This window comes from Streptomyces flavalbus (genome assembly GCF_042674625.1).
Lineage (GTDB): Bacteria > Actinomycetota > Actinomycetes > Streptomycetales > Streptomycetaceae > Streptomyces > Streptomyces flavalbus.
The window spans coordinates 523,817-548,581 of sequence record NZ_JBHTEB010000001.1 but is presented as its reverse complement, the minus strand read 5'-3'; the positions used below and the strand labels follow the sequence as shown (position 1 = coordinate 548,581).

Annotated in this window: 19 protein-coding genes; 7 read left to right on the top strand and 12 right to left on the bottom strand. The window is 74.7% G+C overall.

The features are described 5' to 3' along the window. The first annotated feature begins 213 nt into the window (after positions 1-213). The gene (locus ACFQZ6_RS02420; protein WP_381604677.1) at positions 214-1,707 is read left to right on the top strand and encodes a DNA-binding protein NsdB; all 1,494 of its coding nucleotides are present in this window, start codon (positions 214-216) and stop codon (positions 1,705-1,707) included. Positions 1,708-1,755: 48 nt separating this feature from the next. On the opposite strand, the gene ACFQZ6_RS02415 is transcribed toward ACFQZ6_RS02420, so the two are convergent. From ACFQZ6_RS02415 to ACFQZ6_RS02400, 4 genes are all read right to left on the bottom strand, one after another. Beyond that, positions 1,756-3,147: a PP2C family protein-serine/threonine phosphatase gene (locus tag ACFQZ6_RS02415; RefSeq protein ID WP_381604676.1), complete on the bottom strand. Its 1,392-nt coding sequence runs from the start codon at positions 3,145-3,147 to the stop codon at positions 1,756-1,758. A gap of 264 nt (positions 3,148-3,411) precedes the next feature. Further along, positions 3,412-4,440 (bottom strand): Gfo/Idh/MocA family protein, encoded by a 1,029-nt coding sequence (locus tag ACFQZ6_RS02410; RefSeq protein WP_381604675.1) that lies wholly within the window; start codon positions 4,438-4,440, stop codon positions 3,412-3,414. A gap of 61 nt (positions 4,441-4,501) precedes the next feature. Next, positions 4,502-5,596: a baeRF3 domain-containing protein gene (locus ACFQZ6_RS02405; protein ID WP_381604674.1), complete on the bottom strand. Its 1,095-nt coding sequence runs from the start codon at positions 5,594-5,596 to the stop codon at positions 4,502-4,504. A 76-nt stretch (positions 5,597-5,672) separates the two neighbouring features. Further along, on the bottom strand, positions 5,673-7,280 hold the full coding sequence (locus ACFQZ6_RS02400) for an alpha/beta hydrolase (protein ID WP_381604673.1): 1,608 nt from the start codon (positions 7,278-7,280) through the stop codon (positions 5,673-5,675). A 256-nt stretch (positions 7,281-7,536) separates the two neighbouring features. Here ACFQZ6_RS02400 and ACFQZ6_RS02395 point away from each other — a divergent pair, with 256 nt between their 5' ends. Further along, positions 7,537-8,289: a chaplin gene (locus ACFQZ6_RS02395; protein ID WP_381604672.1), complete on the top strand. Its 753-nt coding sequence runs from the start codon at positions 7,537-7,539 to the stop codon at positions 8,287-8,289. Positions 8,290-8,305: 16 nt separating this feature from the next. On the opposite strand, the gene ACFQZ6_RS02390 is transcribed toward ACFQZ6_RS02395, so the two are convergent. Further along, positions 8,306-9,052 carry a class I SAM-dependent methyltransferase gene (locus tag ACFQZ6_RS02390; RefSeq protein ID WP_381604671.1) on the bottom strand — a complete coding sequence of 249 codons (747 nt, stop codon included), beginning with the start codon at positions 9,050-9,052 and terminating at the stop codon, positions 8,306-8,308. Positions 9,053-9,455: 403 nt separating this feature from the next. Next, positions 9,456-13,778 (bottom strand): aminotransferase class I/II-fold pyridoxal phosphate-dependent enzyme, encoded by a 4,323-nt coding sequence (locus ACFQZ6_RS02385; RefSeq protein WP_381604670.1) that lies wholly within the window; start codon positions 13,776-13,778, stop codon positions 9,456-9,458. Positions 13,779-13,929: 151 nt separating this feature from the next. On the opposite strand from ACFQZ6_RS02385, the gene ACFQZ6_RS02380 reads away from it, so the two are divergent. After that, on the top strand, positions 13,930-14,721 hold the full coding sequence (locus tag ACFQZ6_RS02380; RefSeq protein WP_381604669.1) for a GNAT family N-acetyltransferase: 792 nt from the start codon (positions 13,930-13,932) through the stop codon (positions 14,719-14,721). 22 nt (positions 14,722-14,743) lie between these two features. Here the strand turns inward: ACFQZ6_RS02380 and ACFQZ6_RS02375 are convergent, their stop codons facing one another. The 3 genes from ACFQZ6_RS02375 to ACFQZ6_RS02365 form a co-directional block, all read right to left on the bottom strand. Continuing rightward, positions 14,744-15,007 (bottom strand): GlsB/YeaQ/YmgE family stress response membrane protein, encoded by a 264-nt coding sequence (locus tag ACFQZ6_RS02375; protein ID WP_381604668.1) that lies wholly within the window; start codon positions 15,005-15,007, stop codon positions 14,744-14,746. Positions 15,008-15,157: 150 nt separating this feature from the next. Next, positions 15,158-15,598 (bottom strand): SPW repeat protein, encoded by a 441-nt coding sequence (locus ACFQZ6_RS02370; RefSeq protein ID WP_381604667.1) that lies wholly within the window; start codon positions 15,596-15,598, stop codon positions 15,158-15,160. A gap of 187 nt (positions 15,599-15,785) precedes the next feature. Further along, positions 15,786-16,361 (bottom strand): sigma-70 family RNA polymerase sigma factor, encoded by a 576-nt coding sequence (locus tag ACFQZ6_RS02365; RefSeq protein ID WP_381604666.1) that lies wholly within the window; start codon positions 16,359-16,361, stop codon positions 15,786-15,788. A 134-nt stretch (positions 16,362-16,495) separates the two neighbouring features. On the opposite strand from ACFQZ6_RS02365, the gene ACFQZ6_RS02360 reads away from it, so the two are divergent. Further along, entirely contained in the window at positions 16,496-17,482 is a 987-nt protein-coding gene (locus tag ACFQZ6_RS02360; protein WP_381604665.1) for a MerR family transcriptional regulator, read from the top strand. 7 nt (positions 17,483-17,489) lie between these two features. Here the strand turns inward: ACFQZ6_RS02360 and ACFQZ6_RS02355 are convergent, their stop codons facing one another. Both ACFQZ6_RS02355 and ACFQZ6_RS02350 read right to left on the bottom strand, forming a co-directional pair. Then, complete coding sequence (locus tag ACFQZ6_RS02355) at positions 17,490-18,866, bottom strand: cryptochrome/photolyase family protein (RefSeq protein ID WP_381604664.1); 1,377 nt, start codon at positions 18,864-18,866, stop codon at positions 17,490-17,492. A gap of 97 nt (positions 18,867-18,963) precedes the next feature. After that, positions 18,964-20,493 carry an SDR family oxidoreductase gene (locus ACFQZ6_RS02350; protein WP_381604663.1) on the bottom strand — a complete coding sequence of 510 codons (1,530 nt, stop codon included), beginning with the start codon at positions 20,491-20,493 and terminating at the stop codon, positions 18,964-18,966. A 111-nt stretch (positions 20,494-20,604) separates the two neighbouring features. On the opposite strand from ACFQZ6_RS02350, the gene ACFQZ6_RS02345 reads away from it, so the two are divergent. From ACFQZ6_RS02345 to ACFQZ6_RS02335, 3 genes are all read left to right on the top strand, one after another. Further along, on the top strand, positions 20,605-21,048 hold the full coding sequence (locus ACFQZ6_RS02345) for a MarR family winged helix-turn-helix transcriptional regulator (RefSeq protein ID WP_381604662.1): 444 nt from the start codon (positions 20,605-20,607) through the stop codon (positions 21,046-21,048). 144 nt (positions 21,049-21,192) lie between these two features. Continuing rightward, positions 21,193-23,292 (top strand): MMPL family transporter, encoded by a 2,100-nt coding sequence (locus ACFQZ6_RS02340; RefSeq protein WP_381604661.1) that lies wholly within the window; start codon positions 21,193-21,195, stop codon positions 23,290-23,292. Between the two features lie 57 nt (positions 23,293-23,349). Beyond that, the gene (locus ACFQZ6_RS02335) at positions 23,350-23,544 is read left to right on the top strand and encodes a hypothetical protein (protein ID WP_381604660.1); all 195 of its coding nucleotides are present in this window, start codon (positions 23,350-23,352) and stop codon (positions 23,542-23,544) included. Between the two features lie 12 nt (positions 23,545-23,556). On the opposite strand, the gene ACFQZ6_RS02330 is transcribed toward ACFQZ6_RS02335, so the two are convergent. Next, positions 23,557-24,747: a fumarylacetoacetate hydrolase family protein gene (locus tag ACFQZ6_RS02330; RefSeq protein ID WP_381604659.1), complete on the bottom strand. Its 1,191-nt coding sequence runs from the start codon at positions 24,745-24,747 to the stop codon at positions 23,557-23,559. Between the last annotated feature and the right edge of the window lie 18 nt (positions 24,748-24,765).

Below are 24,765 nucleotides of genomic sequence, written 5' to 3'. Positions count from 1 at the left end.
GCCTGCCGTAAGTCAGTGCGTCACCCGCCCCGGCCGCCGTGGCGCACCCTGGGGAATGCCCCTCGGCGACCGGGTCGGGGTGGCGCTTTCCTACCTGACACCCGATGCCCGGTGGCACACCATCTGGCGCACCCTGGCGAACCCTGGCGAATAGTCGCTAGGCAACTGTTGCGCGGCTACTGTCAACTCCAGCCGAGAACCTGGGGGCTTGACGTGAGCGGACAACCCAACACCCGCCTTGCGGACCTGTTCGGCCTGGCCGGTTGGTCCAAGGGAGAGCTGGCGAGGCTGGTCAACCGGCAGGCGGCGGCCATGGGCCACCCCCAACTGGCGACCGACACCTCGCGGGTGCGGCGGTGGATCGACATGGGAGAGATCCCGCGCGATCCCGTGCCGCGGGTGCTGGCGGCCCTGTTCACCGAGCGTCTCGGCCGTGTCGTGACCATTGAGGACCTCGGTCTGGTTCGGCACGGGCGCGCGGGGAAACGGCAGGGCGGCGGGAGCGTGGAGCATCCCGACGGTGTGCCGTGGGCGCCCGAGCGGACCGCCGCGGTCCTCACCGAATTCACGGGAATGGACCTCATGCTCAATCGACGCGGCTTGGTGGGCGCGGGTGCCGTGCTCGCCGCGGGATCCGCACTCAGCAGCGCCATGCACGACTGGCTGCGCACCGACCCCTCGCTGGCTGCCGACGCTCCCCGTCTCGACGACCCCCTGCACGCCGACCCCGCTGGGTTCGACCGCTATGAGGCCGCCCCCATCGGGTCGCAGGAGATCGAGGAACTGGAGCGCTCGGTGGAGGTGTTCCGCGCCTGGGACGCCGCCCGCGGCGGCGGGCTCCAACGCAAGGCGGTCGTGGGCCAGCTCAACGAGGTGGGCGGGATGCTCGCCTACCACCACCCCGACCATCTCCAGCGGCGCCTGTGGGGCGTCGCCGCCAACCTCGCCGTCCTCGCGGGCTGGATGTCGCACGACGTCGGCCTGGAGCCCACGGCCCAGAAGTACTTCGTGATCGCCGCCCATGCCGCGCGGGAGGGCGGCGACCGGCCCCGGGCGGGGGAGGCGCTCTCCCGCGCGGCCCGCCAGATGGTGCACCTGGGCCGCCCCGACGACGCCATGGACCTGATGAAGCTCGCCATGTCCGGCTCCGGCGAGGAGGTGCTGCCGCGCACCCGGGCGATGTTCCACACCATCGAGGCGTGGGCGCAGGCGTCTATGGGCAAGGGGCAGGCGATGCGGCGCACCCTGGGGCAGGCGGAGGACCTCTTCGTCTCCGACCGCGGGGACGTCGAACCACCGGACTGGATGCAACTGTTCGACGAGGCGGACCTGTACGGAATGCAGGCCCTGTCCTACCGCACGCTGGCGGAGTTCGACCCGGGCGCCGCCGTCCACGCCCAGCACTACGCGGAGAAGGCGCTCGCCCTGCGCAACGACGGGCGGGAGCGGTCGAAGATCTTCGACCACCTCTCCATGGCCTCCGCCTGCTTCATCGCGGACGAGCCCGAGCAGGCGGACCGCTACGCCCGGCTGGCCCTGATGTCGATGGGCTCGAACTCCTCGCGCCGCACCTGGGACCGGCTGCGGCAGATGTACCGCCTCACCGCGCAGTACTCCGAGTACCCGAGGATCGAGCAGCTCCGCGAGGAGATCAGGCTGGCGCTGCCCAAGCCGCGCGAGAGGGGCGGCAGCGGCGCGCAGGTGTGAGACCGGGCGCGTGAGCGGGTCCCTGCCCGGTGTCCTGAGCGGGTGTCCCTAGCCGGTCACCCTGACGGCGAGCACACAGGCGTCGTCCTCGCGTTCGGTGGCTCCGAACTCCGTCACGACCGTCGCCACGCAGTCCTGCGCGGTGGGCGCCGCGCTGAGCCGTGGGGCCAGGTCGAGGAGGCGGTCGGCCGCCGTCGCCGCGCCGTGCCCCGGCACCAGTCCGTCGGTGTGCAGCAGGAGCAGGTCGCCCACGTCGAGGGTGACTTCGGCCTGGCCGTACTCGGCTCCGGAGGTGGCGCCGAGCAGGACGCCCGGTGGTGCGCCCAGTCGGCGCCCCGTCCCGTCGCGGAACAGCAGCGGGGCGGGGTGTCCGGCCTGCGCCCACACCAGGGTGCGGGTGCCGGGCCGGTAGCGGCAGCAGACGGCGCTGCCGAGGGCGGGCTGCACGGTGGTGTCGAGGAGCTGGTTGAGCCCGCCGAGCAGCGCGCCCGGCTCGGTGCCCGCCATCGCCATCCCGCGTACGGCGCCCAGCAGCATCGCCATGCCGGAGGTGACGGCGACGCCGTGCCCGGTGAGGTCGCCGACGCTCAGTAACGTGTCACCGTCGGGCAGTTCGAGCGCGTCGTACCAGTCGCCGCCGATCAGCGCGCCGCTCGCGGCGGGCAGGTAGCGGGCCGCCAGCTCCAGGTGCGGGGGGCCCTGGTGCGGGAGCCGCAGGGAGCCGTGCCACGTGGGCAGCACGGCCTCCTGCAACTCGACCGCGATCCGGTGCTCGGTCTGCGTGTCTTGCCGGTGGCGCCGGAGCGAGTCACGGGTCTCGCTCACCACGCGCTGGCTGCGCCGCAGTTCGCTCACGTCCCGCAGCACCGCCCACATGGAGATGGTGCCGCCGTCGGTGCCGAGCACGGGTTCGCCCATCATGTGCACGGTGCGGACCGCGCCGTCGGGCCGGACGATCCGGAACTCGCCGTCGATGCGCCGGGCGTCGACGAGGCAGTCGGTGACCATCGTGGTCAGCTTGGGCCGGTCCTCGGCCAGTACCAGCGAGGGCAGTTCGTCGAGGGTGAGCGGGGCCGAGTGGGGGTCGCGGCCGAGGATGTCGTACAGCTCGGCGGACCAGTCGGCCTGGTCGGTGAGCAGGTGCCACTCCGCGCTGCCGACCCGGCTGAGCAGAGAGCCGTCGCGCGGGGCGGGCGGCGCGGGCGGGGGGCCGTCCCTGAGCTGGGCCAGGTGTTCGTCGAGGTCGTTGAGCTGGTGCAGCGCCAGCTCGCACAGGGCGCGCTGCCAGCGGTCCCGCGGGTCCGTGCCGTCGCCCTGGGTGTCCCTCCGTACGGCGTCCACCTCGCCCTTGAGCCGCCGCGTCTGCGTGATCAGCGCGTCCACCGGGCCGCGTCCGGGCGGCTGGGCGGCGGGGCGGTCCGCGGAGAGGTGGGACGGCATGACGCACTCCGATGAGGGACGGTACGGCCAAGGCGGACGAAGGGACCGTTAACGACTGTCGCACAGCCCGCGACGCCCTGTAAGGGATTTGGCAACACACGATCCGGTGGTGCTTCTGGCATATGCCACAGTCCTCCCGGGGCGGTCGTGACACATCCCGGGAGCGCTCCGCCGCATCGCTCAAATTCCTTGTGTAGTACGGGACTTGACGGATCGTCGGAAGACCCTCAAAGCACCCATCCGGGTGTTCGACGGCCCTTTGTTCTACGGGTTGTCAGGGGTGTAGTAGAGCCCCGGGCGGGGCGCCAGTTCGACGGTGGTCCGGGTGCCCGTCTCCTGGGCGCGGACGCCCGCCTCGGCGACCACGGAGGCCGCGTAGCCGTCCCAGGCGCTGGGGCCGGTGACGCGGCCCTGCCGCACGGCGTCCACCCACGCCCGCACCTCACGGTCGTAGGCGTCCGCGAACCGCACCAGGTAGTCCTGCGGCACCTCCTCGCGCGCGCCGCCGTCCGCCGTGACGAGCATGGTGTGCTCCGCGCCGATCCGGGCGCTGCCCGCCTCGCAGACCGCCTCGCAGCGCACCTGGTAGCCGAAGCCGCAGTTGACGAAGACCTCCACGTCGACCAGGGCGCCCGCCGCCGTCTCCAGGAGCACGAACTGCGGGTCGAGCAGCCCGTCCGGGGCGCCCGAGGACGGCCGGGGCCGCAGCACCGTCACCGCGGTCAGCTCCTGGCCGAGCAGCCAGCGGACCGCGTCGATCTCGTGCGCCACCGAGCTGTCGACCAGCATCGCGGAGGTGAAGCCGGGCGGCGAGGAGACGTTGCGGTGCACGCAGTGCAGCATCAGCACCCGCCCCAGACGGCCGCTGTCCAGCAGCGCCTTCAGCTTGCGGTACTCGGCGTCGTAGCGGCGCATGAACCCGATCTGGGCCAGTCGGCGGCCGAGCCGCGCCTCCGCCTCCACCACCCGCAGCGCCCCCGCCGCGTCCGGCACCATCGGCTTCTCGCACAGCACCGGCAGCCCCCGCGCGAACGCCGCGAGCAGCGCCTCCTCGTGCGCCGGGCCGGGCGAGGCGACCAGGACGGCGCCCACCCCCGGCGCGTCCAGCGCGGCGGCCACCTCGGTGTGCACCGACACGCCCTCGATCCCGGCCACCGCCTCCTTGGCCCGCTCGGCGTCCGGATCGGCCACGGCGGCGACCCGCGCGCCGCTCACCACCCGGTCCAGGCGCCGTATGTGGTCGGCACCCATGTGCCCGGCACCCAGCACCGCAACGCCCACCACATCACCCACGTGCGCACTCCCTCGTCGCCGGTCGTCCCGGGACAGCGTAGGCACACGGGGGCGGGCCCCGTCAGTAGCGCAGCACCCCGGCGATGCGGTCGGCGTCGTCCAACATGCCGTCCGGTACGAAGCGGACGTCGGCGCCGGTCTCCAGGCACTGCTCGACGATCTCGTCCACGATGTCCACGCGGGCGTCGAGGTCACCGCTGTCGGCCGGGACCAGATGGCCGCCGTCGTCGCGTACCGTCGCGCGGTAGTTCTCCTCGACGGCGAGCAGCCGCACCCGCGCCTGGAGGGCGTTCTGCCAGACCTCGTCGAGACCGGCCGCGAACTCCTTGCGGCCCCGCGCCCTGACGAGTTCCTCGGCCACCGTGTCGGCGCTGAGCCGGGCCTCCGCCTCAAGCAGCGGCCGGACCGCCTTCCACACCGCCTCGTGGCTGCCGTGCGCCAGCCCGCCGTGCCGCACCTGGGCGGCGTGCCGGGTGGCGCCGCCGATCTCGTCGAGCAGCGACAGCGCCGCCTGCTCGCCGGTGACGAACAGCGGCCGGGGGTCCTGGCGCAGGACGGCGGCCATCGCGGTGTCCGCGTCGCGCAGGAAGTGCTTGGTGTCCTCGTCGCGGAACGCGCTCGGCGTGTCGCCGATCCGCTCCTGGCGCTCGGGGTCGAAGTTCCGGGTGTCCCGGGTCATCGGGAAGCCGCCGGTGTGCTCCTCGGTCACCCGGTCCACGCCGCCGCTCCACAGGGTGACCCGGTCGGAGGCGACCGACATGACCCAGAACGGCCGTTCGGAGGCGTGCGCGGAGACGAGGTTGCGGGTCAGGAAGGTGTCCGAGAGCACCACCCGCTCCGGCACCGGGCGGGCCAGGGACCACACCTGGTGCTCACCGGGCGCGGCGAAGATCACCAGACCGTCCTCGGCGTGGGCGAGGTCGACCTCGGCGAGCGCCCGGTCGAGGTGCTCCTCGACGTCGGTGCGGCGCTCCCGGGTGACCGCCGGGTCCTGTTCCAACTGCCGTTTGGCCTCGGCGACGACGTTGCGCAGCCGGACCGCGTCCTGGTGGTTGTCCGGCTCGCGCCGGTGCGTCGGGGTCAGCACGGACACCGCGGGGTAGGGGCGCGGGCGGCGCAGCTCGGCGAGGGTCGCGGGACTGAGTGCGTGCTCCATGACAGCACCATAGGTCCGATGTGGCGGCGGGGCACGTGGGGCGGCCCGCCGCGGGCGGAGGCGGGCGCCGGGCCGTTCAGTCGTCGTCCTCGGCGCCGCAGGAACTGCCGTCGGGCGGCAGGGTGCCGTACAGCAGGAAGTCGTCGACCTTGCGGTGCACGCACGCGGAGGAGCCGTAGCCGGTGTGCCCCTCGCCCCGGTTGTCGAGCACCACCGCCGAGGGGCCGAGCCGTTTCGCGGTCTGCTCGGTCCACCGGTACGGCGTCGCGGGGTCGCCGCGGGTGCCGACCAGCAGCATCTTCGGCGCGTCGACGTCCCGGACCCGCTCGCGGATGAAGGGGGTGCCCTTGGGGCGGCCGTAGCACATCAGCACCTGGGTGAGCCGGTACCGGCCGAACACCGGTGACGCCCGCTCGTACCGGGCGCGCAGTCTGCGCAGCTCGCGGGTGATCTGCCCGGCGGTGGGGCGGTCGGGGTCGTCGGCGCAGTTCACCGCCATCAGCGCGGCCGGGAGGTTGTCCAGCGGGACGTCCTCCTCGTCGGCGAGCCCGCCGTCCCGCCCCGGCCGGGGGCCGATCCGCACCGGCAGCGCGAAGCCGCCGGTGGTGAACGCCTCCACGCCACGGGTGTCGCCGTCCTCCACCAGCAGGGCCAGCGCCCGCTGGAGCGTGGGCCACAGGTCCTTGCTGTAGAGCGCCTGTCCGATGGCGCCGACCAGGTCCTGGCCGGAGAACGTGCCGCCGAAGGCGGTCGGCACCGGGTCCTCGTCGAGGGAGCGGACCAGCCGGACGACCTCCTCGCGGCCCGCCCGCGGATCCTGCCCGAACGGGCAACCGATGTCCCGCGCGCACCAGTCGACGAAGTCCCGCAGCGCCCGGTGCTGTCCCTCGGCGCCCGCGACGCCCTGCTCGGCGAGCGGCTCGGTCAGGGTGTCCACGCCGTCCAGCGCCAACCGGCCCACCCGGTCGGGGAACCGGGCCGCGTACACCGCGCCGAGCCGGGTCCCGTAGGAGAAGCCCAGGTAGTTGAGCTTGTCGTCGCCGAGCGCCTGGCGGATGACGTCGAGGTCCTGGGCGACGTCGACCGTGCCCATGTGCCGCAGGACGGGGCCGGAGTGCCGGGCGCACTGGGCGGCGGTCGAGCGCAACTCCCGCAGCGCGGCGAGGGGGTCGCGCAGCATGTCGTCGGTGTCGTCCGGGGCGTCCGCGTCGTCCGAGTCATCGGGGGCTTCCGTGTCGAGGAAGCCGTCGCCGCAGCTCACCGGGGAGGACCTGCCGATGCCGCGCGGGTCGAAGCTGACCACGTCGTAGCCGTCGGTCAGCTCCATGAAGTCCGCGCCGTCCGCGGCGAGTCCGGCGACGCCCGAACCGCCGGGGCCGCCGAAGTTCAGCACCACCGAGCCGCGCCGGTCGCCGGTGGCGCGGTAGCGGGCGAGGGCGAGCCGGAGGGTTCCGGCGCCGGGCCTGGCGTAGTCGAGGGGGACGGTGACCTTGCCGCACTGGAGGTCCTTCGGCGCCTCCGGGCCTTCGCACGCGGACCACTTGACCCGCTGGCGGTAGAACCGGGACAGGTCCGCCCCGTCGTCGTCCTCGGCCGCCGTCGGTACCGCCGCGCCCAGCAGGGCGAGGGCGAGCGCCGGTATCAGCGGGCCGCGCCGCAGCGCGGTGCGCGTCGAGCGATGCATGTGGTGCCTCCAGGGACGCGGGCGGGGCCCTCGCTCACCATAAGGGCCCCCCGGAAGGCACGCCTCCGGACGAGCGGGCCCGGCAGCCGCGGGGCGCTCCGCCGTTCATGTCCCGTTCGGCGGCTTTTGCTGTTGGTTCGATAACCGTGCCACTCGATGGGGTGAAAGGCCGATAAGCCATAACTCTGATGGTTTAGCCGCGTTCTTTCCGGTACGGGCGACCGCCCGTGTCCCAGGTCTGGAAGGCAGGGATCCCATGAGACGGGTTACCCGAAACGGTGTGATCGCCGTCGCCGCCGCATCCGGCGCGATGGCCGTGGCATTCCCGGCGTACGCCGACTCCGCGGCGGACGGAGCCGCCGTGGGCTCGCCCGGGGTGGTCTCCGGCAACACCGTCCAACTCCCGGTGCACGTGCCGGTGAACGTGTGCGGGAACACCGTGAACGTGGTGGGGCTGCTCAACCCCGCCGCGGGCAACCGCTGCGCCAACGAGGGCGGCGCGGAGCGAGGCGGCGGAGGAGCCGCCGGGGGTGGCGCGGGGGGCGGCGCGGGGGGCGGCGCCGAGGGAGGTGCCGGGGGAAATGCCGCGCACCACCCGTCCGCCGGGGCGTCCGCCCACGGGCACGAGGAGGACGCGCCGGGGCTGGTCTCCGGCAACGGCGTCCACCTGCCGGTCCACCTCCCGGTGAACGTCAGTGGCAACACCGTGAGCGTGGTCGGCGTCGGCAACCCGGCGTTCGGCAACACCGCGGAGAACACCTCCCAGCCCCCGCCGAAGCAGCCCACCCGCCCCGAGCGGCCCACGCGTCCGCACCCCGCCGAGCCGCCGCGCACCCGCCCGGTGCCGCCCCCGGCGGCGCACACCGCCAGCCCGCCGCCGCCCGCCGCCGACGCCGCCCTCGCCGACACCGGCGCCGACGGCACCCTGCCCGCGGCCCTCGCCGGTACGGTGCTGGTGCTGGGCGGGGCGGCGCTGGTACGCCGGTCCCGGGCGCGCGCGCCGCGCTGACCCGGTGGCGCGGGCCTCACCGGGGCCGGGGCGGTGGGGCAGCGCGCCCGGTCAGCAGCACCATGCCGGTGTCGCCGTAGTCCGGCAGGGTCGGGTCGGCGTCGATCCGGGTGACCGCGAGGTCCCGGGTCAGCGGCGCGAACACCGCCCGCACGGTCCCCGCGTCCACCGGGCAGCCCGGCCAGCGGGACGCGGGGCCGATCCGGTAGGTCGGCATGTTCTCCATGAACGCGGCGACCAGGTACCCGCCCGGCGCCACACAGCGGGCGAACAGGCGGCAGAACGCGGCGAACTCGGCGCGGTCCTCCGTGGCGCCCTCGGCGACGAAGTGCATGGACGCCAGGTCGTAGCCGCCCGCGGGCAGCTCCCGCACGTCGGCGTGGACGACGTCCACCCGGGCAAGGGCCCGCGCCAGCGTCGCGGGCACCCGCGGGTCGAGGCGCCGGGCCAGCGCGTGGAACGGCAGCCAGCTCGGGTCCGGCCCGTGGTCGATCTGCCGCCGCAGATAGGCCACGTTGCCGGACCCGGCCTCCACCGCGTCGAGTCGGCGGCACACCGCCGAGGCGCAGACCAGCGGGTACAGGTTGGGTCCCGCGCCGAACTCCACGCCCCGCGCGAGACCGTCGGCCGGAAGGCCGCGGTAGAACCCCGCGTGGTGGGCGATGACCGCCGCGTCGGCGGGGTGCACCGCACGGTAGTTCTCGGCGAGGTAGTCCGCGATCGGCCAGCGATCCCAGTCCACGTCGTCGTTACGCGTCGGCACCGCAGCCGCACCTCCCCGACCGACCGGGGAGGGCCGACCGCTCCCACCGCGGCGGGAAGCGCGCGGCGAGCCCGGCGAGGGTGGTCTTGCGCTGGGCCCCGTTCCGTCCGGGTCGTCGTTGGGCGTCGGCGCCCCCGCCGCGCCTCCCTGGCCGACCGGGGAGGGCCGACCGCTCCTGCCACGGCGGGAAGCGCGCGGCGAGCCCGGCGAGGGTGGTGTTGCGCCGGGCCCCGTCCCGTTCGGGCCGTCGTTGGGCGTCGGCGCCTCCGCCGCGCCTCCCTGGCCGACCGGGGAGGGCTGACCGCTCTCGCCACGGCGGGAAGCGCGCGGCGAGCCCGGCGAGGGTGGTGTTGCACCGAGCCCCGTTCCGTTCGGGTCGTCGTTGCGCGTCGGCATCAGCGGCTCACCTTCCCGGGTGCGCCGGGAGGGGTGACCGCTTGCGGCGCAGGGGGAAGCGGGTCGCGAGCCCGGTCAGTGTGGCGTTGAGCCGGTCGATGTCGTCGTCGGAGTTGAGCGCCGTGATCTGCAAGCGGAACCCCACCCGGTCCCGCGGTACGAGGGGGTAGGGGGCCAGCGTCACATAGACGCCCTCCCGCCACAGGAACGCGGCCACCGCGTCCAGGTCGGCGGGGTCGGCCAGCGGGACCTCGATGATCGGCAGCCGGTCCCGGTTGACGGTGGCCACGCCCAGCGCGTCGAGCTGGTCGAGGACCCGGACCGTCTTGCGGTACAGGTCGGCCCGCAACGCGTCCCCGCGGCGGTCGTTGACGTCGAGACCGGCCCGCGCCGTCGCCAGGGACGCGGTGGGCGACGGCCCCGAGTACAGATAGGGCCCGGCGGACGTCTTCAGCCGGTTCTTCAGCGCGGTCGGCGGCGCCAGGAACGCCAGCAGCGACGAGTACGCCTTGGAGAACCCGCCGACCAGCACGATCCCGTCGTACGACTCCCCGGTGTGCCGCACCACGGAGTTGCCGCGCGAACCGTACGGGCACGGCTCGCCCGGGCCGCGCTGCCCGAGCACGCCGAAGCCGTGCGCGTCGTCGACGTACAGCGTGGCGCCCCGGCGTCGGCACACCGCCGCCAGCGTGGGCAGGTCGGGGACGTTGCCGCTCATGCTGTCCACGCCGTCCAGGCAGACCAGCCGCGGTCCGACGGTCGGGGCCGAGGCGAGCGCCGCGTCCAGTTCGGCGGGCCGCCCGGCGCGGAAGCGGCGCAGGGTGGCGCCCTGGCCGCGGGCGGCGACGCAGCCGTCGTACACCGTCTTGTGCGCGGTCGCCTCCACGAAGACCTGGCCCTGGCCCGCGAGGACCGGGATCACCGAGGCGTGCACCAGGGTGATCGTCGGCAGCAGCAGGGTGTCCTCGGCGCCGAGCAGCGCGGCGAGGCGCTCCTCCAGCTCCGGGTAGAGCCGGGGGCTGCCCAGCAGCCGCGACCAGCTCGGGTGGGTGCCCCAGCGGCGGACGGCGGGCTCCACCGCGGCGATGATCTCCGGGTCCCAGTCGAAGCCGAGGTAGTTGCAGGAGGCGTAGTCGACCAGCCAGTGGTCGCCGCTGCGCACGTGCCGTCCGCGCACCTCGTCCAGGACCGCGTCGCTCATCGGGCTGGACCGGCGCAGCCGCTCCAGGTCCCGGCCGCGCTCCCGGGGCGGCACGGGGGAGGGCGTGCGCCGCACCTCGCGGTGGACGGCCGCCGGGGTGCCGGACGGGCGGCGCAGCACCCGCTCGCCGTGCGCCACCGTCATCGGCCGCGCGAACAGGTAGCCCTGCCCGAACCGGCAGCCCATGCCCGCGAGGAGGTCCCGCTGCCCGGTCTCCTCGACGCCCTCGGCGATCACCTCGAGTCCCAGGGTGTCCGCGATCCGCACGATGCCCTCGACCAGCGCCATCTGCCGCGCGTCGCGGGTGAGGTCGTCGATGAAGCTCTTGTCGATCTTCAGTACGTCGAGCGGGAAGTCCCGCAGGTAGCGCAGCGAGGAGAAGCCGGTGCCGAAGTCGTCGACGGCGATCCGCACCCCGCGCTCCTTCAGGGCGTGCAGCACCGACTGGACCTGCGCGTCATGGCGCAGCAGCACCGTCTCGGTCAGCTCCAACTGGAGCGTGCCCGGCGCCAGGCCCGGGGTGCGCAGCGCCCGGTCGACCTCGTCGAGGAAGCCGCTGTCCCGGAACTGCCGCGCGGAGACGTTGACGCTGACGTACGGCGGTCCGCGGTGCCTGCGCAGCCGCTGGAGCCCGGCGATGTCGTGCGCGGCGTGCTGGAGCACCCAGGAGCCCAGCGGGGTGATCTGCCCGGTCTCCTCGGCCAGCGAGATGAACTGCTCGGGGCTGACCGGATGGTGTGGGGCGCCCGGCCAGCGCACCAGCGCCTCGAAGCCGACGACCTCACCGGCGGTGAAGTCCACGACCGGCTGGTAGCGCAGCGCGAGTTCCTGCCCGGCGACCGCGCGGGCCAGCCTGTTCTGCAGGTCGTGCCGCTCGACCACGCGGGTGCGCAGGCGCGGCTGGAAGCGCCGCCACTGCCGCTTGCCCGCCGTCTTCGCCGCGTACAGCGCGAGGTCGGCGTGGCTGAGCAGTTCCTCGGCGTCGGCGCTGTCGCGGGCGGTGGCCACCCCGACGCTCGCGGAGACCGTCACCGTCTCCTCGGCCAGCACGAAGGGGCGGCTGAGCATCCGCACCACCTGCGCGGCGAGCAGTTCGGCGTCCAGCGGCTCGCGGGCGTCCTCCAGCAGTACCGCGAACTCGTCGCCGCCGAGCCGGGCGGCGGTGTCCGTGCGGCGCAGCGTCTCGCGGAGCCGGTCGCCCACGGCCACCAGCAGCCGGTCTCCGACGGAGTGGCCGACCGTGTCGTTGACGAGTTTGAAGTCGTCCAGGTCGATGAAGAGCAGACAGGTCAGCGACGCCTCGCGGCGCCCGCGCAGCAGGGCGCGCTGGATCCGCTCCAGGAGCAGGGTGCGGTTGGGCAGCCCGGTCAGCGCGTCGTGGAAGGCCCGCTGGGTCAGCTCGTGCTCCAGGCGCCGCTGTTCGGTCACGTCCCGCAGGGTCACCACGAGACCGGCGACGGTCCGCTCGGCCCGGAAGTCGCTGCACCGCGCCTCCACCTCCACCCGGCCGTCGCCGCGCCGCACCCACCAGTGGTCGTGGCCGGAGCCCGGCCCGCCCTCCCGGACCGCCGCCAACTGCCGGGCCGCGCGCCGCCGGTCGCGGAGGTCGAGCAGCTCCGGCAGGGCCGCGCCGACGAGGTCCGCGGTGCCGAACACGGAGGCCGCGGACGGGCTGGCGTACCGGATGGTGTCGTCGTCCTCGACGATGAGGATGACGTCGGAGGCGTTGCGGACCAGGGTGCGGAAGTACGCCTCGCTCTCCCGGCGGATGACCTCCTTGCGCAGGGTGACGCGCTCCCTGGCCAGTCCGGCGTGCGAGGTGAGGATCTCCAGCGAGGGCAGCGTCTCGGCGAGGGCCCGCTCCGGACCGGCGACCAGCAGCACCCCGGGGACCTGGCTGGCCGGTCGGTCGGGCCGGGTCATCGGGCAGACGGCGACGCGCTCGGGACCGCCCAGCTCGGAGGCGAGGTCCGGGCCGAGCCGGGCCGCGTCCAGCAGGCCCGGATGCCGCGTGGGCAGCCCGGCGGCGCGCTCGGCGGACAGCAGCAGGGTGCGGTGCGGCACGGCGGGGCCGAGCAGCCGGGCCACCGTCGACTCGCAGGCGCGGGTGACCTCCTGGTGCCGGACGGCGGCGACCAGCGAGGCGGCGGCCGTGCGCAGCGCGTACTCCCGGGCGACCGCCCCGCGGTGGGCCACGACCATGCTTGCGAGCCGCAGGATGACCAGCAGGAACAGCACCCCGGAGAACGCGGCGATCACGGCGGCGTCATGGGCGGCGGACCCGGTGAGACCCTCGTACAGCAGGATCGCGGGTGCGATGCAGGTGACCACGGCGAGCACCACCAGCCGCCGGGGCCGGGGCAGCAGCGAGTGCCGCCGTGGCGCGGCGGCGGTGAGCTGCACCATGGACGGGTGCAGGGCGGCCAGGCCCCACGCCGTGTAGAAGACGATCCACCCGGCGTCCAGCAGTGTGCCCGCCTGCCACAGGGAGTTCATCTGGAGGATGCCGTAGGCGATGTCGAAGCCGAGCAGCGTCGCCGTGCCGGTCACCAGCAGCCGCACCGAACGGTTGGACCCGGGCAGCCCGCTCGGCGTCAGCAGCCGGGCGAGCAGCGCCAGCACCAGGACGTCGCCGAGCGGGTAGGCGATGCTGATGGCGCGCTGCTGCCAGGTCAGCCCGGCCACCACCGACAGCGGTTGCACCAGGTACACCCACACCGGCAGTGCGAGCCCCGCGGTGACGATCGCGGCGTCCAGCAGGCCGGGCAGGTCATGGCTGGACCAGCGGCACCGCACCAGCCCGTACAGCCCGGCCGCGAAGAGCGGATAGGTGGCGAGGTAGCAGGCGTCCGCGAGGGACGGGAACGGGTTGGAGGCGTCGAAGTACTCCTCCAGCACGTTGTAGTACGTGTCTCCGGCGATGAACGTCAGCAGCCCGGCGGCCAGCAGCCACCAGGGCCAGGCGTGCGCGGGCCGGTGCAGCCGGGTGCCGGTGAGGACGGCCGCGGCGCCCGCGACGCCGATGGCCGCCCACACGGGGGTGCGGGCCGCGGGGACCGTCATGTAGACGGCGGTGGCGACCGCGACGAGTGCGAGGTACGCGGCCGTCAGCCGACGTGCCGACAGCACGAGCAAGTGCCTCCGCGCCGGGGGGAGGAGACCGGGCTGGCCACCTGGTCCGGGGACTTTCCGATCGTAGGCACCGGCGGTCGGCGGGTGCATCTCAGCAGGTCGGAAAAGGCGTTGCCGCGCGGCCGGGGCGGATGGTGGGGTGGCCGCCATGGACGACACCGCCGCGGTACTCGCCCGCTACGACCGTGAGATGCGCGAGAGCGCCCGCCCCGACGGCCCCGGCGCCCGCGTCGAACGGGCGGGCCGGGTGGTCCGGCAGGTCGCCCCCGCGCACGGCTGGAACGGCGTGCTGTGGTCAGGACTCGACCCGCACAGCGCGGACGCCGACGTGGACGCGGTGATCGCCGAGCAGGTCGCCCGGTACACCGCGCTCGGCCACGGCTTCGAGTGGAAGCTGTACGGCCATGACCGGCCCGCCGGTCTCGCGCGGCGGCTGCGCGCCGCCGGGTTCACCCCCGAGCCCGCGGAGACGCTGCTGGTCGCCGAGACCGGCGACGTCCCGCTGGACGCCGAGCCGCCCGCCGGGGTCCGGGTCGTGGCGGTGGCGGACGCGGCGGGCGTCGACCTGGTCACGCGGGTGCACGAGCGGGCGTTCGGCACGGACGGCGCCGCGCTGCGGCAACAGATGCTGGACCGGCTGGCGGCCGACCCGGAGGGCCTGCTCGCCGTGGTCGCCCTCGCCGGGGACGAGCCGGTCAGCGCCGCCCGCATGGAACTGGTGCCGGGCACCCCGTTCGCCGGGCTGTGGGGCGGCGGCACGGTCGAGGGCTGGCGGGGCCGCGGTCTGTACCGGGCGCTGGTCGCCCACCGGGCGCGGATCGCCGCCGACCGCGGCTACCGCTACCTCCAGGTCGACGCCTCCGACCAGAGCCGCCCCGTCCTGGAGCGCCTCGGCTTCGTGCCGCTGACCACGACCACGCCCTACGTGTACGAGCGGTGACGCCGGGCGCGGTCGTGGACCGTCAGCGGCGTGCCTTGGAGCGGTCCAGCGCGGCGACGCCGAGTGCGGCGAGGCCGATCTGGATCAGCCACTCGACCCAGTCCACGCCCTTGGTGTCGGCCACGTCGAAGGCGTTCGCGAGCGCCGAGCCGATGAGCGCCGCGACGATGCCGACGGCGATGGTCCACAGGACCCCTATGCGCTGGCGCCCCGGGACGACGAGCCGTCCCAGCACACCGATGATGATGCCGATGATGATGGCACTGATGATTCCCGAGATCTCCATTTCCGTCCCTCTTCGTCAGAGCCCTCCCTGACAAGCGGATGCCCCCGGGAGGCGGAGACAGTCCACCGGGGTGCCCGACGTGAGGGGGAGCCGGAACGGCCGGTCCATCGGCGCCCGCGGACCGGCCGTTCCGGTGGTGCGTCCGTTCTCCTACGCCCTCGGGGCGCTCTTCGCCGCCGTGGCGGCGCACATCAGGCCCAGGACCACGGCGAGGGCGCCGATGACGATGTTGTTCCACACGACGCCCGCGTCCGGGCTGTCGCCGACGATCCACGGCGAGACGATCATCCACACGCCGATGGCGCAGGTGGCCCAGCTCAGGCCGTACATGCGCTCCGGGGTGGAGGTGAAGCCCAGCGCCAGCAGGCCGATCGCGATGCCCATGATCAGGTTGTGCGGTACGAGCGCGGGCTGGCTGGTCGTGTAGTGGACGATCCACGGGGACACGGCGCAGTACAGACCGAGCAGGAACACCGGTCCGTCCACGAGCGCCACGTCACGGCCGCCGAGGACACGGGCGTACCTGGCGCGCATCTCGGAGGCGTCGGGGTGGGTGGTGATGTCACCTCTGGTGGGCGAGACGTTGGCCATGACTCGTCTCCTTCGACTGGCAGGCCGACCGCGTCTGGTGCGGTGTGCGGCGCGCGCCGCGCAGGTTCATTTTGCGCTTATTCGGTCCTTATGTGTAGAGGTCAGGTGTATGAGGTCAAACATGACTGTGGTCAGACATGAGAAACCCCCAGGGGCGCCGACTCCCCCGGGGGCCGTTCCGTGGGGCCTACGGGTACGCCTCGCCCTCCAGGTGCTGGCGCAGCCGGTGCAGTCCCCGGCGGGCGTGGCTCTTGACCGTGCCCAGCGGCCAGCCGGTGCGCTCCGCGATCTGGGTCTGGCTCAGGTCCTCGTAGAACGCCAGCCGCAGCACCCGCTGTTGCGGTGACGGCAGCCTGGCCAGCTCCTGCCGGACCAGCACCCGGTCGAGGGCGGCCTCGGGCAGCGCGGCGGGGGCGTCGGCGGGCGGCAGGAGCGAGCCCGCCGAGGCGATCAGGTCCAGGCGCCGGGTGCGCGCGGCGAGCGCGTCGGCGATCCTGCGCCGGGTGATCCCGACGATCCAGGCGCCGAGGTGACCGCGCTCGGGGTGGTAGGTGTGCCGCCCGCGCCACACGCCGAGGAAGACCTGCTGGGTGACGTCCTCGGCCTCCCTGGCGTCCCCCAGGGTGCGCCGGGCCAGCGAGTGCACCAGCGGTGACCAGCGCCGGTAGGCGGCGGCCAGACACGCCTCGTCGCCCGCGACCAGGCCCCGCGCCAGCTCCTCGTCGGCGGCCTCGGGCCGGGTGGTGCGCGCGGGTGGGCTCATGACGGCGGCTCCTCACCTCAGGTTGCGGGGGTGCCGGTGTGCCCCCGTGCCGTCATCGTCGGAGCGTGGCCGCGGAGCCCTCAACTTGCGTCGATTCTGCGTCGGATCACCGCTCGCCGCCCTATAGTCGGCGCATGTCCGAGCCCCCGTCGGAGTCCCCGGGAACCCCGGTGCCCCCCGGTGGTCTGACCACCGGCGCCGTGGCCCGCCGACTCGGCGTCTCCCCGACCACCCTGCGCTCCTGGGACCGCCGCTACGGCATCGGCCCCGCCGTGCGCGCCGACGGCCGCCACCGGCGCTGGACGCCCGCGGACGTGGCCGTGCTGGAGACCATGTGCAAGCTGACGTCGGCGGGCGTGCCGCCCGGCGAGGCGGCCAGGGCGGCCCGGGACGGCGGCGCCGCCACGGTCACCGCGGAGCGGCCGGTGCGCACGGAACCGTCCGCCCGCTCCGGGGCCGCGGGCACGCTGCCCCTCGGTGACGTCCGCCAGGAGTGCCGCGGCCTCGCCCGCGCCGCCGTCCGGCTCGACGCCCCCGCCGTGGAGGAGCAGTTGACGGCGGCCGTCGAGGAGCACGGCCTCACCGTGGCCTGGCAGGAGGTGATGGTGCCGACCCTGCACGCGGTGGGCCGCAAGTGGGCCTCGTCCGGCGACCGTTACGTGGAGGTCGAGCACCTGCTGTCCTGGCACGTCTCCACCACCCTGCGGCGGCACACCCCGCCCCCCGTCCAGCAGGACGGCGGCGCCCCGGCGGCCGGGCCCGTGCTGCTGGCCTGCGTCCCCGGCGAACAGCACACCCTGCCGCTGGAGGCGCTCAACGCCGCCCTCGGCCAGCGGGGCACGGCCACCCGGATGTTCGGCGCCGCCGTGCCCGCGGAGGCGCTCACCGCGGCGGTGCGCAGGCTCGGCCCGGCCGCCGTGGTGCTGTGGGCGCAGGCCCGCTCCAGCGCGAGCGTGCCGCTGGCCCGGCACGTCGCCGGGACCCGGTGGGGCGTCAAGGGCGCCCGCAGGCAACCGGCGGTGGTGCTGGCCGGGCCCGGCTGGGCCGGACGCTCCACGCGCGGGATGCTCCGGCCGACGAGCCTGCCGGAAGCGCTCGACACCCTGTCCGCACTGCCGTGACCCCGCCTCACGTACGGCGGTCGCGGGCCCGCCGGAACCGGTCGAGGCCCTCGGCCAGCTCCACCACCGGGTCCGGGTAGTCGAGCGCGGCCCGGTCGAGCCCCCGCAGCTTCCACGGCTCGTGCGCCGCCGCGCCCGCCAGCGCGCCGAGTTCGGGCACCCAGCGCCGTACGTACGCCCCGTCGGGGTCGTAGCGCCTGCCCTGGGCGACCGGGTTCAGCACCCGGTTGGGGCGGGTGTCGGTGCCGGTTCCCGCCGCCCACTGCCAGTTGAGCTGGTTGTTGGCGAGGTCGCCGTCGACGAGGAGGTCGAGGAAGTGCCGGGCGCCCACCCGCCAGTCGACGTACAGCGTCTTGGTGAGGAAGCTCGCGGTGAGCAGTCGGCCCCGGTTGTGCATCCAGCCCTCGTGGCGCAGTTGCCGCATCGCCGCGTCGACCACCGGGTAGCCGGTACGGCCCTCCCGCCACGCCTCGATGTCGTCGCGCGCGGCGCGCTCGGAGCGCCAGCGGTCGTGCCGGGTGCGGTAGTCGGCGCTGGCGGCGTCCTGCCGGGCGGCGAGCACCTGCCGGTGGAAGTCGCGCCAGGCGAGCTGCCGTACGAACGCCTCCGCGCCGGGGCCGCCCGCGCGGCGTGCCCGGTGCACGAGTTCGACGGGGGAGAGGGTGCCGAAGTGCAGGTGCGGGGAGAGCCGGGAGGTGGCGTCGCCGGACAGGTCGTCGTGGCGGTCCTCGTACGCGTGCACCCCCGAGCGCAGCCAGGCCGCCAGCCGCTTGCGGCCCGCGGTCTCGCCCCCGGCGGGCAGCGCGGGGGACAGCCCGGACAGGTCCGCCCGGGACGGCAGCCGCCCGGAGCCGACGTGCTCGGGGACCCGGACACGCCGGGGCGCGCCGAAGGTGTCCCGCAGCCCCTGCTCCGACCAGCGGCGGAAGTACGGCGTGAAGACCGCGAAGTGGTCGGAGGCGGCCGGGGTCAGCTCCCCGGGCGGGACGACCGTGGTCACCGTGTCGTGGACCAGCAGCCGCCGCCCCCGCGCCTCCAGCGCCCGCCGCAGCCGCGCCTCCCGGTGCCGCGCGTACGCGCTCACGTCGGCCGCCATGTGCACCTCGTCGGCGTCCGCCTCGGTGACCGTCCGGCACACCTCCTCGACCACGTCGCCCTCGCGCACCACGAGCCTGCCGCCACGCTCCCGCAGTCCCGCGTCGAGGTCGGCGAGGCAGTCGGCGAGGAACGCCAGCCGGTTGGGCGCCGCGAACCCGGCCCCGTCCACCGCCGCGTCCCGCACGAACAACGGCACCACCTCCCGCGAACCGTCCAGAGCGGCCCGCAGCGGCGGATGGTCGTGCAGCCGCAGATCGGCGGTGAACAGGACGACGGAGACGTTCACGACGCGGACTCCACGGTGGACGGTGAGGGGACGTGGCGGATCGGGGAGCGGGGCGTGCCCCCTCGGGGGGCGTGGCCCGACTCGGCGGTGGTGGGGTTCATGGTGTGGGCTCCACCGCGGGCGGGGACGGGATGCGGTGGGCGGCCGCGGCGCGGGCGATGTTGCGGGCCATGCCGCCGAAGACCAGGGCGTGGAAGGGGGAGACGCCCCACCAGTAGGCGTGGCCGAACAGGCCGCGCGGGTGGAACAGCGCCCGTTGCCGGTAGCGGCTGCGGCCGTCGCCGTCGGGCTCGGCGTACATCTCCAGCCAGGCCAGGCCCGGCAGCCGCATCTCCGCGCGCAGCCGCAGCAGACGGCCCGGCTCGATCTCCTCCACCCGCCAGAAGTCCAGCGAGTCACCGACCCGCAGCCGCTGCGCGTCCCGGCGCCCCCGGCGCAGTCCGACGCCGCCGACCAGCCGGTCAAGCCAGCCGCGCGCCGCCCACGCGAGCGGGAAGGAGTACCAGCCGTTCTCCCCGCCGATGCCCTCGATCACCCGCCACAGCGCCTCCGCCGACGCGGGCACCGCCAGCTCGCGCCGGTCGGTGTAGAGGCTGCCGCCCGCCCAGTCCGGGTCGGTGGGCAGCGGGTCGCTGGGCGCGCCGGGAACGGCCGCGTTGGACCAGCGGGTGGTGACCTGCGCGTCCCGCACCCGTTGCAGGGCGAGCCGCACCGCCTCGTCGAAGCCGAGCGGGTGGCCGGGCGGGTCCGGCACGTACCGCGCGAGGTCGTGCTCGTGGCAGACCACCTCGTGCCGCAGCGACTCCGCGAGCGGCCGGGCGATCGACGCGGGCACCGGCGTCACCAGCCCCACCCAGTGGCTGGACAGACCGGGCGTCAGCAGCGGCACCGGCACCACGATCCGCCGCCCGAGCCCGGCGACCCGGGCGTAGCGGAGCATCATGTCCCGGTACGTCAGCACCTCAGGGCCGCCGACGTCGAAGACCCGGCTGACCTCCGCGGGCAGCTCCGCGCAGCCGACCAGGGCGCGCAGCACGTCCCGTACGGCGACCGGCTGGATGCGGGTGTGCACCCAGCTCGGGGTGACCATCACGGGCAGCCGCTCGGTGAGGTAGCGCAGCATCTCGAAGGAGGCCGAGCCGGAGCCGATGATGACGGCGGCCCGCAGCACGGCGGTGGGCACCCCGGAGTCCAGCAGGATCCGCCCGACCTCGGCCCGCGACCGCAGGTGCGGCGAAAGTTCACCCTCCGGGATCCCGGCGGGGGTGAGACCGCCGAGGTAGACGATCCGCCGTACGCCCGCGATCCGCGCCGCCGTCGCGAAGATCCGCGCCGCCCGCCGGTCGGTGTCCTCGAAGCCCTGGCCGGTGCCCAGCGCGTGCACCAGGTAGTACGCCACGTCGACGCCCTCCATGGCCGCCGCGACGGACTCCTGGTCGGTGACGTCCCCGCGCACCACCTCCACCTCGCCCGCCCAGGGCTGGTCGCGCAGCTTGCCGGGGGAGCGGGCGAGGCAGCGCACCCGGTGCCCGGCCCCGAGCAGCTCCGGTACGAGCCTGCCGCCGATGTACCCGGTGGCGCCGGTCACGAGCGAGCGCGGTCCCTGCGGCGGATCCTCGGCGTTCATCGGCTGTCGGTCCCTTCGTGCGGATCGTTCGCGGATCACTTCCCCACGGGAGGCGATGTCGGATGCGTGCCCGCCGACGGTTCCCCTGTCGCGCTTCTATAGGCTGAACGCGTGGCCGACCTCCAGTCCTTCGCCGTCCAGTTGCGGCGGCTCAACGGCGAGATCAACCGTCTGGTGCAGGGTTTCGCGGGCGACCAGGGGCTGCACCCCACCGACGTGCACGCCCTCGCCGCGATCCTCGACGCCGACGAGCCGATGACGCCGGGACGGCTGCGCGAGCACCTCGGCCTCACCTCGGGGGCGGTTACGGCGTGCGTGGACCGGCTGGAGCGGGCGGGGCACATCCGGCGCGTCCGGGAGAGCGCCGACCGCCGCGTCGTCCACCTGCACTACGCCGCCGACGCCCGCCCGGCCGCCCGGACGTACTTCCGGCCGCTGGCCGCGGCGACCCAGGCGGCCACCGACCGCTTCACCGAGGAGGAACTGGCGGTGGCGCTGCGCTTCCTCGCGGACCTGAACGAGGAACTCGCGTCGGTGCGGCCCCACGGTCGCTGACCACCGCATCCGGGGACCGGTGCGCGGCGGAAGAAGGGGTGTGACCTACGATCACCGCGGCGGATAGATAGCTCAATGATTGAGATACTTTTTCGTTGAGTTATCGTCCGACGTGCCGATCACCCACCCCGGACCCGGAGAACCATGACGCCCCCCAGTCCCCGACGCGCACGCCTGCTCGTCCCCCTGCTGCTCCTCGCCGTCTGGCTCGGCATCGGCGGGGCCCTCGGCCCCTTCGCCGGACGGCTCGGCGAGGTCGCCACCAACGACCAGGCCGCCTTCCTGCCGCGCAGCGCCGAGTCCACCGAGGTCGTCACCGCCCAGCGCGCGTTCCGTCAGGACGAGACGCTGCCCGCCGTCGTCGTCTGGACCGACCCCGCCGGGGCCGACGTCGGGGACCGGCGGGCCGCCGCGAGCGAGGCGCTGGCCGCGCTCACCGACGCCCCCGGCGTCACCGGCACCGTGTCCCCGGCCCTGCTCTCCGAGGACGGCAAGGCCCTCCAGGGCGTCGTCCCGCTCCGGCCCGACCTCGGTGACCAGCTCACCGACGCCCTCGACCGGGTCCGCACCGGCGCCGAGGCCGTGCCCGGCACCACGGTCCACCTCGCCGGACCGGCCGCCAGCCAGGCCGACCTCTCCGACGCCTTCGCCGGGATCGACGGACTGCTGCTCGCCGTCGCCCTGATCACCGTGCTGGCGATCCTGCTGCTCGTCTACCGCAGCGTGCTGCTGCCCCTGGTGATCATCCTCGGCGCGGTGTTCGCCCTCGCCCTCGCCTGCGCCGTCACCTACGCCCTCGCCGACCACGACCTGGTGCGCGTCGACGGCCAGGTCCAGGGCATCCTGTCCATCCTCGTCATCGGCGCCGCCACCGACTACGCGCTGCTGCTCACCGCCCGCCACCGCGAGGAACTCGCCACCCGCCCCGACCGGTTCGCCGCCGTCACCGCCGCGCTGCGGCGGTCCTGGGGCGCCGTCGTGGCCAGCGCCGCCACCGTCGCCCTCGGCCTGCTCGCGCTGCTGCTCAGCGACCTGACGAACAACCGGGCGCTCGGACCGGTCGGCGCGATAGGCATCGCCTGCGCCGTGCTCAGCACCCTGACCTTCCTGCCCGCCGTGCTGGTCCTCCTCGGCCGTGCCGCCTACTGGCCCGCCCGGCCGCACCCGGACGCCGACGCGCGCGGCACCGGTGCCGGGGTGTGGCAGCGGGTCGCCGCCCTGGTCGACCGGGCGCCCCGCCGCGTGTGGGCGGTGGCTCTGGCGGGACTCCTCGCGTGCGCCGCGTTCGCCCCCGCGCTCACCTCCAAGGGCGTGCCGCTGGACGAGACGTTCGTCAACGACGCCCCCTCCGTCGCCGCGCAGCGCACCCTCGGGGAGCACTTCCCCGGCGGCTCGGGCAACCCGGCCGTGGTCGTCGCGGACGCCGACCGGCTCACCGAGGTCGTCGCCGCCGCCCGCGCCACCGACGGCGTCGCCTCCGCCGCGCCGGTCGCGGAGGGCGGCCGTCCCGGCGGTGCCCCGCTGGTCGTCGACGGGCGGGTACGGGTCGACGTCACCCTGCGCGCCGCCGCCGACAGCGACGCCGCCAAGGACACCGTCGCCCGGCTGCGCACCGCCCTGCACGCGGTGCCGGACGCCGACGCCCTCGTCGGCGGCTACACGGCACAGCAGTACGACACCCTGCGCACCGCCGAACGGGACCGGACCCTCATCGTGCCGGTGGTGCTCGCGGTCATCCTCGCCGTACTGACGCTGCTGCTGCGGTCCCTGCTGATGCCGGTGCTGCTGGTGGCGACCGTGGCGCTCAACTTCTTCGCCACGCTCGGCGTCTCCGCCCTGGTCTTCGAGCACGTCCTCGGCTTCACCGGCACCGATCCGTCCGTGCCGCTGTACGGGTTCGTCTTCCTGGTCGCCCTCGGCGTCGACTACAACATCTTCCTGATGTCCCGGGTCCGCGAGGAGTCGCTGCGGCTCGGGGTGCGCCGGGGCGTGCTGCGCGGGCTGACCGCTACCGGCGGGGTGATCACCTCGGCCGGGGTGGTCCTCGCCGCGACCTTCGCCGCGCTCGGGGTGATCCCGCTGGCCTTCCTGGCGCAGATCGCCTTCATCGTCGCCTTCGGGGTGCTCCTGGACACGCTCGTCGTCCGCTCGCTGCTGGTGCCCGCGCTGGTGCGGGACATCGGGCGGCTGTCCTGGTGGCCGGGGCGGCTGAGCCGCGCCGACGGAACACCCCGGGCCGATTGACATGACCGCTTCGGTTCCGGGCAGGCGAAAGGACAGGGATCCCGTCGACCCGATGCGATGACAGAGCTGGAGGTGGCTGCCGCCATGGGCGCGAAGGTGTTGGAGCGGTTTCCCGCAGGGGCTCCCCGAGGATCGTGGCCCGCGGAGGAGTACGCGGCACGGCGCCGCGCGCAGGGCGAGCCCGCGACCGTCGTCATGGACCTGAAGTCCGACGCGTTCCTCGTGGTCGTCCGCACCCGCGACGACGACTGAGCCGACGACGCGTCACAGCACGCCCCGCCGGGCCAGGTTGCGCAGCAGCGCGCGCACGCCGTACGACCACGGCTCCGCCCGCTCACTGGCCACCACGGTGTTGACCAGAGTGCCGAGCGGCGGGCTGGAGATCCGTACGACGTCCCCGTGCTCGTGGGTGAAGCCCGCGCCCGGCGCGTGCCGGTCCTCGGTCGGCGCGAACAGGGTGCCGGTGAACAGCACGAACCCGTCCGGGTACTGGTGGTGCGCGCCGTACGTCGCGGCCACCAGGTCCAGCACGTCGCGGCTGATCTCCCGCATCGAGCTGCCGCCCTGGAGGACGTAGCCGTCCGCGCCCTCGACGCGGAGTTCGATGTCGAGGGCGCGGACGGCGTCCAGGCCGAACCCGTCGTCGAGGAGCCGGACGAACGGTCCGATGGCGCACGAGGCGTTGTTGTCCTTGGCGCGGCCGAGCAGCAGCGCGCTGCGCCCCTCCACGTCGCGCAGGTTGACGTCGTTGCCGAGGGTGGCGCCGCGCACCCGCCCCCGTGAGTCGACGACGAGGACGGCCTCGGGCTCCGGGTTGTTCCACACCGAGTCGGCGAGCACGCCGACGTCGGCCCCGGTGCCGACCGCGGAGAGCACCGGGGCCTTGGTGAACACCTCCGGGTCAGGACCGATGCCGACCTCCAGGTACGGCGACCACAGGCCCTCGGCGACCAGCAGCTCCTTGACCTTGCCCGCCTCCGCCGACCCGGGCCGCAGCCCGTCGAGCGCACCGCCCACCGCCGCGCGGACCCGCTCCCGTACCTCGGCGGCCCGCCCGGGGTCACCGCCCGCGCGCTCCTCGATGACGCGCTCCAGCAGGCTCCGGGCGAAGGTGACGCCCGCCGCCTTGATCACCTGGAGGTCGACGGGGGCGAGCAGCCGCGGGAGGTCACGGCGGCCGGTGGCGCCCGCGTCCAGCAGCTCCGCCAGGGACCAGACCCGGCCACCGACGGCCTCGCGGACCACCGTGGCGGCGTCGTCGCGTTCCAGCAGGTCGGAGACGGTGGGCGCGACGGCGGTCAGGTCGACGACCCGCTCGCCGCGCACCGCCGCGACACACGGGCCGTCCCACTCCGGTTCGTGGACGCGGGCGACGAGGAGGGCCCGGTCGGCGTCGTCCGGGAGGACGGAACCGGGCGTGAGGACGGGGCGGGGGCGGGAGGCTGCCGATTTCACGCTGGTGGTCTCCGGGGT